The sequence below is a fragment of the Tannockella kyphosi genome, from assembly GCF_021054785.1.
Classification (GTDB): Bacteria; Bacillota_I; Bacilli_A; order Erysipelotrichales; family Coprobacillaceae; genus Tannockella; species Tannockella kyphosi.
Genome location: NZ_CP088239.1, coordinates 1,929,282 through 1,943,167, shown reverse-complemented (window position 1 = coordinate 1,943,167; position 13,886 = coordinate 1,929,282). Strand labels below are relative to the sequence as shown.

General features: G+C 31.5%; 11 protein-coding genes. 8 read left to right on the top strand and 3 right to left on the bottom strand.

Features of this window, described 5'->3' with window-relative positions; genetic code table 11:
• Nucleotides 1-11: 11 nt before the first annotated feature.
• The 7 genes from LRR82_RS09420 (at nt 12) to LRR82_RS09390 (ending at nt 8,895) form a co-directional block, all read left to right on the top strand.
• On the top strand, nt 12-824 hold the full coding sequence (locus tag LRR82_RS09420) for a Cof-type HAD-IIB family hydrolase (RefSeq protein ID WP_249029176.1): 813 nt from the start codon (nt 12-14) through the stop codon (nt 822-824).
• A gap of 1 nt (nt 825) precedes the next feature.
• Nucleotides 826-1,764 carry a calcium/sodium antiporter gene (locus LRR82_RS09415; protein WP_249029175.1) on the top strand — a complete coding sequence of 313 codons (939 nt, stop codon included), beginning with the start codon at nt 826-828 and terminating at the stop codon, nt 1,762-1,764.
• A 132-nt stretch (nt 1,765-1,896) separates the two neighbouring features.
• Entirely contained in the window at nt 1,897-3,975 is a 2,079-nt protein-coding gene (locus tag LRR82_RS09410; RefSeq protein ID WP_249029174.1) for a glutamine synthetase III family protein, read from the top strand.
• A 109-nt stretch (nt 3,976-4,084) separates the two neighbouring features.
• A complete protein-coding gene (locus LRR82_RS09405; RefSeq protein ID WP_249029173.1) occupies nt 4,085-4,924 on the top strand; it encodes an HAD family hydrolase in 840 nt (279 codons plus the stop codon).
• A gap of 143 nt (nt 4,925-5,067) precedes the next feature.
• Nucleotides 5,068-7,722, top strand: a complete 2,655-nt coding sequence (gene adhE / locus LRR82_RS09400) for a bifunctional acetaldehyde-CoA/alcohol dehydrogenase (protein ID WP_249029172.1) — start codon at nt 5,068-5,070, stop codon at nt 7,720-7,722.
• Between the two features lie 120 nt (nt 7,723-7,842).
• A complete protein-coding gene (locus tag LRR82_RS09395; protein ID WP_249029171.1) occupies nt 7,843-8,487 on the top strand; it encodes a YczE/YyaS/YitT family protein in 645 nt (214 codons plus the stop codon).
• A 33-nt stretch (nt 8,488-8,520) separates the two neighbouring features.
• On the top strand, nt 8,521-8,895 hold the full coding sequence (locus LRR82_RS09390) for a PH domain-containing protein (protein ID WP_249029170.1): 375 nt from the start codon (nt 8,521-8,523) through the stop codon (nt 8,893-8,895).
• Nucleotides 8,896-8,941: 46 nt separating this feature from the next.
• Here the strand turns inward: LRR82_RS09390 and LRR82_RS09385 are convergent, their stop codons facing one another.
• Together LRR82_RS09385 and LRR82_RS09380 are read right to left on the bottom strand one after the other, a co-directional pair.
• Complete coding sequence (locus tag LRR82_RS09385) at nt 8,942-9,364, bottom strand: VanZ family protein (RefSeq protein ID WP_249029169.1); 423 nt, start codon at nt 9,362-9,364, stop codon at nt 8,942-8,944.
• Nucleotides 9,365-9,420: 56 nt separating this feature from the next.
• Nucleotides 9,421-10,839 carry a glycoside hydrolase family 1 protein gene (locus tag LRR82_RS09380; RefSeq protein WP_249029168.1) on the bottom strand — a complete coding sequence of 473 codons (1,419 nt, stop codon included), beginning with the start codon at nt 10,837-10,839 and terminating at the stop codon, nt 9,421-9,423.
• 149 nt (nt 10,840-10,988) lie between these two features.
• Between LRR82_RS09380 and LRR82_RS09375 the strand changes: the two genes are divergently transcribed.
• Nucleotides 10,989-11,945 (top strand): InlB B-repeat-containing protein, encoded by a 957-nt coding sequence (locus LRR82_RS09375; protein WP_249029167.1) that lies wholly within the window; start codon nt 10,989-10,991, stop codon nt 11,943-11,945.
• A 40-nt stretch (nt 11,946-11,985) separates the two neighbouring features.
• Here the strand turns inward: LRR82_RS09375 and LRR82_RS09370 are convergent, their stop codons facing one another.
• Nucleotides 11,986-13,836 (bottom strand): ABC-F family ATP-binding cassette domain-containing protein, encoded by a 1,851-nt coding sequence (locus LRR82_RS09370; protein WP_249029166.1) that lies wholly within the window; start codon nt 13,834-13,836, stop codon nt 11,986-11,988.
• Nucleotides 13,837-13,886 lie beyond the last annotated feature (50 nt).

The window sequence follows — 13,886 nt, the reverse complement described above, 5'->3', positions numbered from 1 at the left end:
GAGATTAATAAATGAAAGAAAAAATGGTTTTCTTTGATGTTGATGGAACATTAATAGACTGTAATATAGGAATCTTTCGTATTCCTGATGAAGTTCGTCAAACATTAGACCAATTAAAACAAAATAATCATGATGTTTTTTTAGCAACAGGTAGATGTCCTTGCTTTATTACACCAGGGGTAAAAGATTATGATTTTAGTGGGTTAGTAACATGTAATGGGGCATATGTTACTTATCAAAATAAAGAAGTATATAAAAGTGTATTACCATTAGAAGCATTAAAAGCAATTGATACATTAGCTAGAGAATTTGATATGACTTATTATTTAGAAGGAAATGATTTTATTTATGTATTAGATCAAACTCATCCAGTTCATAGAAAATTCCGTGATGATTGGGGAATGCGTGATGAAGTAGTAAAAGATAAGTTTGTATTAGAAGATATTGAAGTTTATTTAGCGATGATTGTTGTAAAGATAGAACAGGCAGAAAGAATGAAAGAAGTATTATCGCCATACTTTGATGTTCAACAACATCATACTAGAATAGGATATGGAGAACTTTCTTTTGATTTAACATTAAAAGGACAATCAAAAGCAATAGGGATTCAAAAACTAGTGGAAGCAATCGGTCGTCATCAAGAAGATACGGTAGCACTAGGTGATGGATCGAATGATTTAGAAATGTTAGATTATGTGAATGTGGGTATTGCAATGGGGAATGGTTGCCAAGCAGCAAAGGATGTTAGTGATTATATTACGGATAGAGTAGAAAACCAAGGTGTTACAAAAGCAATGAAACATTTTGGGTTGATAGGAGAATAGTATGTTAAAAGAGGTATTGTTTTTACTAGTAGGTTTCTTTATTTTAATAAAAGGAGCAGATAAGTTTGTTGAAGGAGCATCTAAGATTGCTGCTAAGTTTCATATTCCACAAATAGTAATTGGTTTAACGATTGTAGCATTTGGAACAAGTGCTCCAGAAGCTGCAATTAGTATTACAAGTGCCATGGCTGGTAGTGTTGATTTAGCTGTTGGTAATGTTATTGGAAGTAATATTATGAATATTTTATTAATTTTAGGGATTGCAGGGATTCTAGCGCCTTTAGGGTTAAAGAAAAATACATATCGTTATGAAATTCCTTTTGTGATGGTTATTACTTTGGTGTTGGTAGTGTTAGGTAAGTTAGGTAACAGTATTGACTTTATGGATGGTGTTATATTATGGGTTATCTTTTTAGGCTTTATGTATTATTTATATCGTTTAGTAAAAAGTGGAGAAGGTTCTGTTGATGAAATAGAAGAATTGGATGAAAAGGATACGTTCCCTAAGTTAATTATTTTTGCAATAGGGGGTATTGTTGCTATTGTGGTGGGTAGTGATTTAACAATTGATAGTGCTACTGCTATTGCAACTACGTTAGGTGTTAGTGAGCGTTTAATAGGTTTAACTATTGTTGCTTTTGGTACTTCATTGCCAGAATTGATTACTTCTGCAATGGCTGCACTAAAAGGGAAAACAGATATTACGATTGGTAATATTATAGGAAGTAATATTTTTAATATTTTATTTGTGTTAGGAACGACAGCTTTAGTGTCACCAACTGCTATTACTTTTGAAAGTAGTTTTATTGTAGATGGTTTAGTTGCTATTGGAGCATTAATATTATTCTTTGTTTGTATTAATTCAGAATTAAAGTTAAGAAAGTCTGGAGCAATAATTATGTTGTTAACATATGTTGCCTATTTTGTAAGTCTTTTATAAGCACCGGTTGGTGCTTTTCTTTATGTTAATAATTTAGTGTTATTATGATAAAAAAATATTATTTTAGGATTGACAAGCGAATACCATAATTGTATAATAGCGTCAAGAAAACTAAAAACGGAGGGTAATTATATGGAATTAAAAGACTTAATGGATCAATATGGATGTTTGACATTTGGTGATGAGGTTATGAAAGAACGTATTCCTAAATCAACATATAAAGCATTCCATGAAGCTTTAGATAATGGGGAAGAATTATCAAAAGAAACAGCAACTGTTGTTGCAAATGCGATGAAAGTATGGGCTGTAGAACATGGTGCTACTCATTTTACTCACTGGTTTATGCCAATGACTGGTTTAACAGCTGAAAAACATGATGCGTTTTTAGAACCATCAGGAGAAAAAGCTATTTTAGAATTTAGTGGTAAAACATTAAGAAAAGGAGAACCAGATGCATCATCATTCCCATCAGGGGGATTACGTGCTACATTCGAAGCTCGTGGATATACAGCATGGGATTGTACTTCACCAGCATTCGTAAAAGACGGTTCTTTATATATTCCAACATTATTCTGTTCATACACAGGAGAAGCATTAGATAAAAAGACTCCTTTATTACGTTCATGTGATGCTTTATCAAAAGCAGCAGTTCGTTTAATGCCTTTCACTGGAGCTGATGGTGTTACAAAAGTAACTGCATCTGTAGGTGCAGAACAAGAATATTTCTTAGTAGATGATAAATTCTTCCAAGAAAGAATGGACTTAAAATTAACTGGTAGAACTTTATTTGGAGCTATGGCACCAAAAGGTCAAGAGTTAGAAGATCATTATTTTGGAAGCATTAAACGTAAAGTTGGTGCATTCATGGATGAATTAGATAGAGAATTATGGAAATATGGAATTCCTTCAAAAACAAAACATAATGAAGTTGCTCCTGCACAACATGAAGTTGCTTGTGTATATTCAAAAGTAAATATTACAACAGATAATAATCACTTATTAATGCAAGTAATGCAAGACATTGCTAAAAAACATGGTTTACGTTGTTTATTACATGAAAAACCATTTGCAGGTGTTAATGGTTCAGGGAAACATGATAACTGGTCTGTTATTACAAATACAGGAATTAACTTATTTAACCCAGGTAGTAACCCAAGCGAAAATATGCCTTTCGTAGCTACATTAGCTTGTACTATTAGAGCGGTTGATAAATATGCTGATTTATTACGTATGTCAATTGCTAGTGCTGGAAATGATCACCGTTTAGGTGCAAATGAAGCCCCACCAGCTATCGTTTCAATGTTCTTAGGTTCTCAATTAGATGCATTAGTTGAATCTGTTTGTAGTGGTGATGCGATGGTAAGTGGTGGTGATACTCGTTTTGAAACTGGTGTTGCAGTAGTACCAACATTTGCAAAAGACAATACAGATCGTAATAGAACTTCTCCATTTGCTTTCACTGGAAACAAATTTGAGTTTAGAGCGGTAGGATCTGCTCAATCTGTTGCTGGTCCAAATACAATCTTAAATGCTATCTTAGCTGATTCAATGAATGAAATGGCTGATAGAATTGAAGGTGGTAAAACATTAGCAGAAGTAGTAAAAGAATTTATTACGGAACATAAACGTATTATCTTTAATGGAGATGGTTATTCAAAAGAATGGGAAGAAGAAGCTACAAAACGTGGTTTAGCTAACAACAAAAATACAGTTGATGCTTTAAAATGTTTAGAAGAAGCTAAAAACATCGACTTATTAGATGGTTTAGGTGTATATAGTGCAGTAGAATTAGAATCTCGTTTAGAAATCTTATTAGAAAATTATTCAAAAACAATTCGTGTAGAAGGATTAACTGGTCTAAAAATGGCTAAAACTCAATTATATCCTGCTGCAATAAAATATTTAGAATCAATTAGTACTTCTTATGTAGTTGCAAAAGAAGCAGAAATCGATGCAGACTTCTTAAAAGAAGATGTGGATGGTTTAGCTTGTTTAATTAAAACAATGAAAGAACAAATGGCGACATTAGAATCTAACATTAGTGGATGTGAAGCAATGGAAGAAGATATGATGGCACAAGCTGCAGCTTGGAAAGATGATGTATTCGGTGGATTACAAGAATTACGTTCAACTGTAGATGCTATTGAAGAAGTAGTGGGAGCTGACTATTGGCCAGTACCAACTTACGTTGATTTATTATTTGGTGTTTAATTGAATATAAGGGATATCTTTGGATATCCTTTTTTTTGTGAAAATAAAAAAAACTTTACAAAATGGCACTTCTCTTTTAATATATAGGGGTAATAGAATGAGGTGTAATATGATAAAAATGGTCGTGTGTGACTTAGATGGCACATTATTAGACAAAAACAAAGAGCTTCTAGAAGAAAATGTAGAAGTCTTAAAAACAGTACAAGAGAATGGTGTTGTATTGGTTCTAGCAACTGGTAGAAATATGGTTGGTTTAGAACATATTTATTCTAAATTAGGAATGGATACTTATAATAATGGTTATTTAGTAACTGTGAATGGTTTACAAAGATATCGTTTTAGCGATAAACAAGTCATAATTAATGAAGGTTTAACAAGAGCAGATGTAACAGTGGTAAAACAAGCAGCAGCTAAATTAGGATATATAGCTTTTGCATTCCATGATAATGCAAGTTATATCAGTGGTGGAAGAATGATCCATTGGATTATGAATAATAGTTTTTTACAAAAAAGGTTATTAAGTAGTGGATATGATGGACGTTTACCTAGTCCTAGATTTAGTCCTTATGAAGAATCTTTTGATGGAGTTACAAAAATGTGTGTACAATGTCCTACTTTCTTTTTAACAAATTCAAAAAAAGTGCGTAGCTTATTAAAAGATTACTCTGTTATGACAGTATCACCAGGATGGTATGAAATAATGCCTCATGGTATTAATAAATCAGATGGAGTAAAAAGTATTATGGAAGAGTTAGCGATTGATCCTGAGGAAGTATTAATCTTTGGGGATAGTGAAAATGATTTAGAAATGTTAAAACTAACACCAAATAGTTATGCCATGGATAATGCAATGGATATGATTAAAGAGGTCGCAAATCATACAATTTCATCACATAACCAACCTGGAATAGGTCAAGTTATTTTAGAACAAATAAAAGAAATTAGATAGTTTCTTTTTTTTGTATCACTTTTTTTAAATGTAAGAGTTTACATTTAAAAAAACAACAAAAAGTACTTGTAATTTAAATATTCATCATGTATTATAACCGTGTAATTAAAATAATTTTTTCACAATAAACAAGGAGAATGAAAATGGCAGAAAAAAAAGTTGAAAAAATCAATGTAGAACCAACTACGGAGCAAGTAGATGCTCATGTTGCTGAATTAGCAGCAAAAGGAGCAATTGCTTTAGAAGAATTTGGTTCATTCACACAAGAACAAGTAGACCACATCGTGGCAAAATGTTCAGTAGCAGGGTTAGATGCTCATGGTATCTTAGCTGAAGCTGCAGTTAACGAAACAGGTAGAGGTGTTTTCGAAGACAAAGCTGTAAAAAACTTATTTGCATGTGAATATGTAACAAGTAATTTACGTCATACAAAAACAGTAGGTGTTATTAATGAAGATCCTTTATTAGGAATCACTGAAATCGCTGAACCAGTAGGTGTTGTTTGTGGTATCGTACCAACAACAAACCCAACTTCAACAGTAATCTTTAAATCATTAATTTCTTTAAAAACAAGAAATCCAATTATCTTCTCATTCCATCCATCTGCACATGCATGTTCTGTAATGGCAGCTACAGTAATTCGTGACGCAGCTGTTGCAGCTGGTGCTCCAGAAAACTGTATTCAATGGTTAGATTTAAAATCAATGTATGCAACTAGTGCATTAATGAATCATCCAACAATTGCTACAATCTTAGCAACTGGTGGTAATGCAATGGTAAAAGCTGCATATTCATGTGGTAAACCTGCATTAGGTGTTGGGGCTGGTAACGTTCCTGCTTATGTAGAAAAATCATGTGTATTAGATAGAGCTGTAAATGACATTATCTTATCAAAATCTTTCGATAATGGTATGATTTGTGCATCTGAACAAGCTGCTATCGTAGATAAAGAAATTTACAAAGCATTCCTTACTGAAATGAAACGTTTCAAAGTATATTTTGTAAACAAAGACGAAAAAACAAAATTAGAAAACTATATGTTTGGAGTACAATCTGGTGCTACTAACGTAAACGAAGCAAAATTAAATGCAAACGTTGTTGGTAAACCTGCTGCTTGGATCGCTGAACAAGCTGGATTCACTGTACCTGCAGACACACAAATCATTTGTGCTGAATGTGGTGAAGTAGGACCAAATGAACCATTAACTAGAGAAAAATTATCTCCAGTATTAGCTGTATTAAAAGCTAGTAGTACAGAAGATGGTATTGCGAAAGCTGCTGCAATGGTAGAATTCAATGGTTTAGGACATTCTGCTGCAATCCATACACAAGATTCAGATATCTCTCTTGCTTTTGGTAAAGCATGTAAAGCAATCCGTATTATTGAAAATGCACCATCTACATTCGGTGGAATTGGTTCAGTTTATAATGCCTTCATCCCTTCATTAACTTTAGGATGTGGTTCTTATGGATCAAACTCAGTATCTAACAATGTTAGTGCTGTTAACTTAATTAACATTAAAAGAATCGGGAGACGTAACAACAATATGCAATGGGTGAAACTTCCTCCAAAAATCTATTTTGAAAAAAATTCAATTAGATATTTAAGAGATATGAAAAAATTAGGTAAAGTTATGATCGTTACTGACAAAGGTATGTATAACCTTGGTTATGTAGAAAAAGTAGAAGATGCTTTAAGAAGAAGACAAGAAAAATTAGATTTAGAATTATTCTTCGATGTAGAACCAGATCCAAGTTTCGATACAGTTGAAAAAGGTTTAGCTGTAATGAATAACTTCAAACCTGATACTATTATTGCTTTAGGTGGAGGATCTTCAATGGATGCTGCTAAAGTAATGTGGTTATTATATGAAAACCCAGAAGTAAACTTTAATGATATTAAACAAAAATTCATGGACATTAGAAAACGTGCTTTCAAATTCCCTGAATTAGGTAAAAAAGCTAAATTAATCTGTATCCCTACAACATCAGGAACAGGTTCAGAAGTAACACCATTCTCAGTTATCACTGATACAAAAGAAAACAAAAAATATCCATTAACTGACTATGCTTTAACTCCAACTGTAGCAATCGTAGACCCTACATTCGTAATGAGTTTACCACCACAAATCGCTGCTGATACAGGAATTGACGTTTTAACTCATGCAGTAGAAGCTTATGTTTCTATCTTAGCATCTGATTTCACAGATGGTTGGGCAAAACAAGCAGTTAAATTAGTATTTGATTACTTAGAATTATCAGTAAAAGAAGGAACTACTCATCCAGTTGCTAGAGAAAAAATGCATAATGCTGCTACTATCGCAGGTATGGCATTTGCGAATGCATTCTTAGGAATGAATCACTCATTAGCTCATAAAATTGGTGGAGAATTCCATGTACCTCATGGACGTACAAATGGTATCTTATTACCACATGTAATTCGTTACAATGGTACTATTCCAACTAAATTAAATATTTGGCCAAAAATCGAAAAATACCAAGCAGATATCAAATATATGGAATTAGCTCAATTAATTGGATTAAATCCTAAAACTCCTGCTGAAGGTGTAACTATGTTTGCTGATGCATGTGAGAAATTATGTTTATCAGTAGGTATTGCAAGCAATATCAAATCTCAAGGTATTGATAAAGCTGAATGGGATGGAGCAATCCATAGAATGGCTATGAATGCATATGAAGATCAATGTACTCCAGCTAACCCAAGAATGCCATTAGTAAATGATATGGAACAAATCTTAAGAGATATTTGGGATTACGAAAACAAATTCGCTAAATAACAATATCTTAATCTAAAACACATCCTTTGATAGGATGTGTTTTTTTGATAAAAAAGCGGTTTCATCTTTTAAAAATATTTTAAACTGTTATAATGATAGCTGTTACATAAGGAGATAGGAATGAAGCAAGTTAAAAGGGTTGGGGTTTTAATTTTTTCAGTAGCACTTATTGGTATGTTTTGTGCTTTTACAATGAAGGCAGATATAGGGTTAGGACCCTATGATGCGAATACAAAATTATTTAGTGAATTAACAATGATACAAATAGGAACAGTATCTATTGTTGCAAACAGTATTTGTGTTTTTATTCAATTAGTAATATTAAAAAAAGAGTTTACTATTTTTCATTTAGGACAAATACCAGTTAGTTTATTATTAGGGGTTGTTATTAATTTTACATACTATACAGTCTTAGGACCACTTGTTATAAGTAGTTATGTTGGTAACTTTTTATTGTTTTTAGTTGGAATTATAGGATGTTCTTTTTCAGTAGGGATGGTCATGGTATTAGATATCATTACAATGGCACTAGAGGGAGCATGTATGGCCGTTACGAAGAAAACAGGTATTAAATTCCATGTAGTTAGACAACTTGTCGATGTTGTTTGTGTCATCTTTGTAGTGAGTATGTGCTTGCTTTGTGGGATTGATATGATTATTCGTGAGGGAACGATTATTAGTGCGCTTATATTTGGTCCAAGTATGGGAATTTTTATGAAATTCCAGAAACGTGTCTTTAGAAAATTAGATTTGTTAAAAGATTAGAATTGTGATAGCATATAGCTAGGAGGTAGTGATATGAGTTATGTAGAAAGAAAAAGAATAGTATTCTTTGCCTTACCATTTAGTTTTACAGTTTATACAGTAGAAAAAGAACAATTAACAATAAGAGAAGGATTCTTAAATAGAAAAGAAAATGATTGTTATATGTATAAAATACAAGACTGTACATTAAAATCATCTTTGTTTGAAAGAATATTTGGATTAGGAACAATAGAGTGTCATACTGGTGATACAACCCATCCAACACTAACATTAGTACATATAAAAAATGCTAGAGAAGTTAAAGACTTTATTATTAAAGCATCAGAAGATCATCGTATTGCAAGAAGAACAGTTAATTTACAAGATATAGGTGTTGATGAATTAACAGATATAGATAGTATTGATTAAACATAAAAAAATCAACGATAGACGTTGATTTTTTCTATGTATAAAATTAGTTACTTCGTTTGGCTATGTATTTTAAAAGGAGATAGACAAATAACACACCAATCAATGCTCCAAAAGAATCAATCATCACATCAAAGATAGCAGCTTGTCTACCAGGGATAAATAATTGATGTATTTCATCACTACAAGCATAAAGTACAGTAATGATATAACTTGTAAGATACCTATATTTAGATTGGCTTTTATAATATGCAATAAACAATAAAATAAATAAAACAAAGTATTCAAACATATGAGCACTTTTACGAATAAGCATCGTTAAAATATTTTCAGGAATAGGAATAAAACGAATCACTATTTCTAAAATACTATTCGACATCGAACTAGAATCAGATCCTGTTTGTTGCGACATATAAAAAATAAAGCACATCCATAAAATCACAGGAATAAAATAAACAAATTTCTTCAAAAAATCACCTCGGCACTAGTATAAACAAAAAAGCTATGAAATCATAGCTTTTTTACTTAATCTGTTAAATCATTTCCATTTGTTGCAATTACTTTTTTATACCAATAGAAAGAATCTTTACGATAACGTTTTAATGTTTTTAAATCAAACTCTTCACGGTCTACAAAAATAAATCCGTAACGTTTCACCATACCTTCATGAGTAGAAATTAAATCGATAGCAGACCAAGGACAATAACCCATCATTTCACAACCATCACTAATCGCTAATTGAACTTGTTCAATATGTTTTCTTAAATATTCAATACGATAGTTATCATGTACTTTCCCATCTTCTGTTAGTTTATCATAAGCACCTAATCCATTTTCCGTAACAATCATAGGTAAACGATATCTTGAATACATTTCACGAACAGTCGCTCTAAATCCCATAGGATCAATTTCCCAACCAAATTCAGTTTTTAATAAATTAGGATTATCAACTCCTTCAAAGAATCCAGTTTCCCCACGAGTTGTTTGTTGATCTTGATTACCAGTTAATTGAGTATTCCCATCTGTCCATTTCACCGTACTAGTATTATAATAATTGAAACCAATAAAATCAGGATGTCCAGATTTTAATGCTTCCTCGTCACCAGGAGCAAATGTTGGACAAGCATCATTTTCTTCTAAGAATGACCATACTAAGTTATTATAAACACCATATACTGCCATATCTAAATATAACCAACTACGTAATGCATTCGCATTTTGAGCAGCTAACGTATCTTCTGGTTTACAGCTTGCAGAATATACTAATGAAATATTAGGAGCAGGACCAATTTTAGCACCAGGAATCATTTCATGGCATAAAGCCATTGCTTTGGCTTGAGCTACTAACATATGATGATTTTGTTGATAGATTTCTTTCATTAGATTCGTACATCCATCTGGTACATGTAATGTACCAATAACAGGACCAACTAAAGTTAACATGTTTTGTTCATTGATAGTTAACCAGTATTTAACACGATCACCAAAGTTTTCATACATTACTTTTGCGAAGTTTACAAACCAATCTACTGATTCAGGATTTGACCAACTTCCTCTATTGTCTAGAGCAGCTGGCATATCAAAGTGGAACATCGTTACTAATGGTTCAATGTTATGTTTTAAACATTCATTAATTAAGTTGTTATAAAATTCAACACCTAAAGGATTGATAGCACCTGTTCCTTCTGGAATCAAACGTGTCCAAGCAATCGAAAAACGATATGTTTTAAAACCCATTTCTGCCATTAAAGCAATATCTTGTGCATAATGGTGATAATGATCTGCACACACAGTTAAATCTGAAGTACCTTCAGGAATTTCTTTTACATCTTGACATGATGGACCTTTTCCATCAATTAAGTTTGCACCTTCTACTTGGTAAGCAGAAGTAGATGCACCCCAAAGAAAATCTTTAGGAAAGTCTTTTAATTGTTTATGTATCATATAATACCTCCTCTTTACACCGATAATATAACATAGCATCCCTACTTTATAGAATTTTTACAAAAAAAGAAAAGGAAGTAAAAGATAAAAAAAGAAGCAAAGTTAAAAAAAGGTGATATAATGGTACTATATTACAAGGAGGATAAAAAATGAAACAAATAATAAAAACTTTTTTAGTAGTTATGTTATCTTTTACTTTGGTAGGATGTGGTAATGATTCTTCTGGAGGAAGTTCTAGTTCTGGTTCTAGTAGTACAGGAATAGAAGTAGTAGATTTATATGGGGAATCAACGATTAGTAGTGATGATACTACTACTTATGTTTATGAAGGGATGAGTATAAATGTAGGAGACAGTATTACAGTTGGATCGGATGCTTATCTACAATTAGAAGTAAATGGAAGTGATATTCTTTATGTAGGGGAAACCTCAATTATAACAATCAATACTATTGATTCAGGTGTATCGATTAACTTATCGAATGGATACTTGGTAGCAGAAGTATCTAGCAATGATGAATATGCCATAGAAACAGTGAATTCAATGATTACAACAAGTGGAACACTATTTGGTGTATTTAGTTATGATGGTGGATATACAGGTATGTCAAGAGCTTATTGTTATGCAGGAGAAGTTGCGATGATTGCAACAGATGAAGCAAGTGATGCATATCAAGAATATAGTTGTGAAGCAGGTTATACTTTTGAAATATCAGGATTGGGTGAATATGCTACTTTTGTAAGTTCTTCTACAGATGATACAGAATATAAGGAGATGGAACTAAGAAGTCAAGAAGCAGAAATGGTTCGTTTGTTAGCTATTCAAAGTGATGTTGGAAGCATAGAAGGATGCTATACAAGTGACGAAATTAGTGAAGAAGCAATTACTCAAGGAGTTGATTTTACAACTTATACATTGACTACAGTAGTAGATGGTGTTGAAACAACATATACTTATTTAGCAGGTAGTAAGTTTAATCTAGAAGATCCTGAAGTAGATGGAACTACTTTTGATGGTTGGTATCAAGATGAAGAATATACAGTTTATAATTATTCTAGTTATTTAAATGAAGACTTGTGTATTTATGCAAAATTAATTCAAGAATAAAAGGAAACTTTACGTTTCCTTTTTCTGTGCAAAAAAAGCACTACTCTTGCAGTGCTAACCAATCATCTAATAAAGGTTCTAATTGTTTTTCTATTGCTTCAATGGATGTAGTGCATTCATTGTAAGCTACATAGTTATTAATAATTTCTTCTTTTAATATCTCTAGTTTTAATTGTTCTAATTGTTGTTCTAATTGAGCAATTTCTCTTTCTAGTTTACGAAGTTCATTTTTTTGTTTTTTCGATTCATTACGTGCAACCTTGCTTTGTGTCACTATCGGAGCTTTGGTTGTTTCTTGGACATATTTATGATTTAGATAATATTCATAATTACCATCATATAGAATAGCACCACTAGGAGTTAGCTCTATAATCTTAGTAGCTATTTTATTAATAAAATAACGATCATGGCTAATAAAAAGAATCGATCCTTCAAATCCCAATAGAGCATCTTCTAATACTTCTTTTGAAGAAATATCTAAGTGGTTAGTAGGTTCATCTAATACTAAAAAGTTAGCTTGTTGTAATAATAATTTAGCTAAAACAACACGTCCTTTTTCACCACCAGATAAAGCAAACATTTCTTTAAATACATCATCACTTCTAAAATTAAATAACGCTAAAATATTACGAATTTCTGTATTTGTCATTTTAGGATAAGTATCACTTATTTCTTGGAAAATAGTTTTATTTAAAGATAAAGAAGTATGTTCTTGATCATAATAGGCCATTTCTACTTTTGCACCTAAACGGATCTTACCACTATCTATCTCTTTTAATTTTAATAAGCCTTTCAATAAAGTAGTTTTTCCAATACCATTTTCACCTACTAAAGCAATTCTTTGGCCTCTATGGATATCAAAAGTAATATCTTTAAATAAAGGTTGTTCATAACTCATTGTTAAATTCTCTACTTTACAAACATCAAAACCAGATACTAATCTAGGAACAAAGTTAATGGTTATATTACTAGGTAAACTTTCAGGTTTATCAATACGTTCTATTTTAGCAAGTTGTTTTTCTTTTGATTCTGCTCTTTTAATAGACTTTTCACGATTAAAAGATTTTAACTGATCAATACTATCTTGCATCTTCTTTAGTTCTCTTTGTTGATTCATATAATGATTTAATTCAATCGTACGTAATTGTTGTTTACGAATAGAATAAGTTTCATAATTACATGCATAAGTCATTGATTTACCATTCTCTATTTCAATAATAACAGTAGATATTTGATTAATAAAATATCGATCATGAGAAACAAAAACAATAGCATGAGGATATCCTTTTAAATAACCCTCTAAAAAAGAAATAGCACTTGCATCTAAATGATTCGTAGGTTCATCTAATAACAATAAAGAAGGCTCTTGTAACAATAGTTTAGCAAGAGCTAAACGTGTTTTTTGGCCACCAGATAAAGTACATACTAAATTATCAAACTCTTCTTTTACAAAGCCTAATCCTTTTAAAACAGCTTCTATTTTACTAGCATAAAAAAACCCATCTTGTTGACTAAAAGAATGAGATAGTTTATCATATAAATCCATCACAGATGGACGATGGTCATCTAACATTTGTATTTCTAATTCTCTAATCTTATTTTCTAAATCAATTAGATGTTGGAAAACATCTAATGCAGTATGATAAACAGATTTATTATTATCTAAATCATGTTGTTGGCTTAAATATCCAATTGATAAATCTTTATTCTTAAAAACAGAACCACTATCATATTCTAATTGATCAGCTAAAATCTTTAAAATAGTAGTTTTCCCAGCTCCATTGACACCAATAATTGCAACCTTATCATGGTCATTCACCTTAAAAGAGACATCTTTTAATAAATATTCTCCTTGAAAAGACTTTTTTATAGTAGAACACTCAATAATCATATACTCACCTCGCCTAATTTTACCATAAAACAAATAAAAACAAACACTTT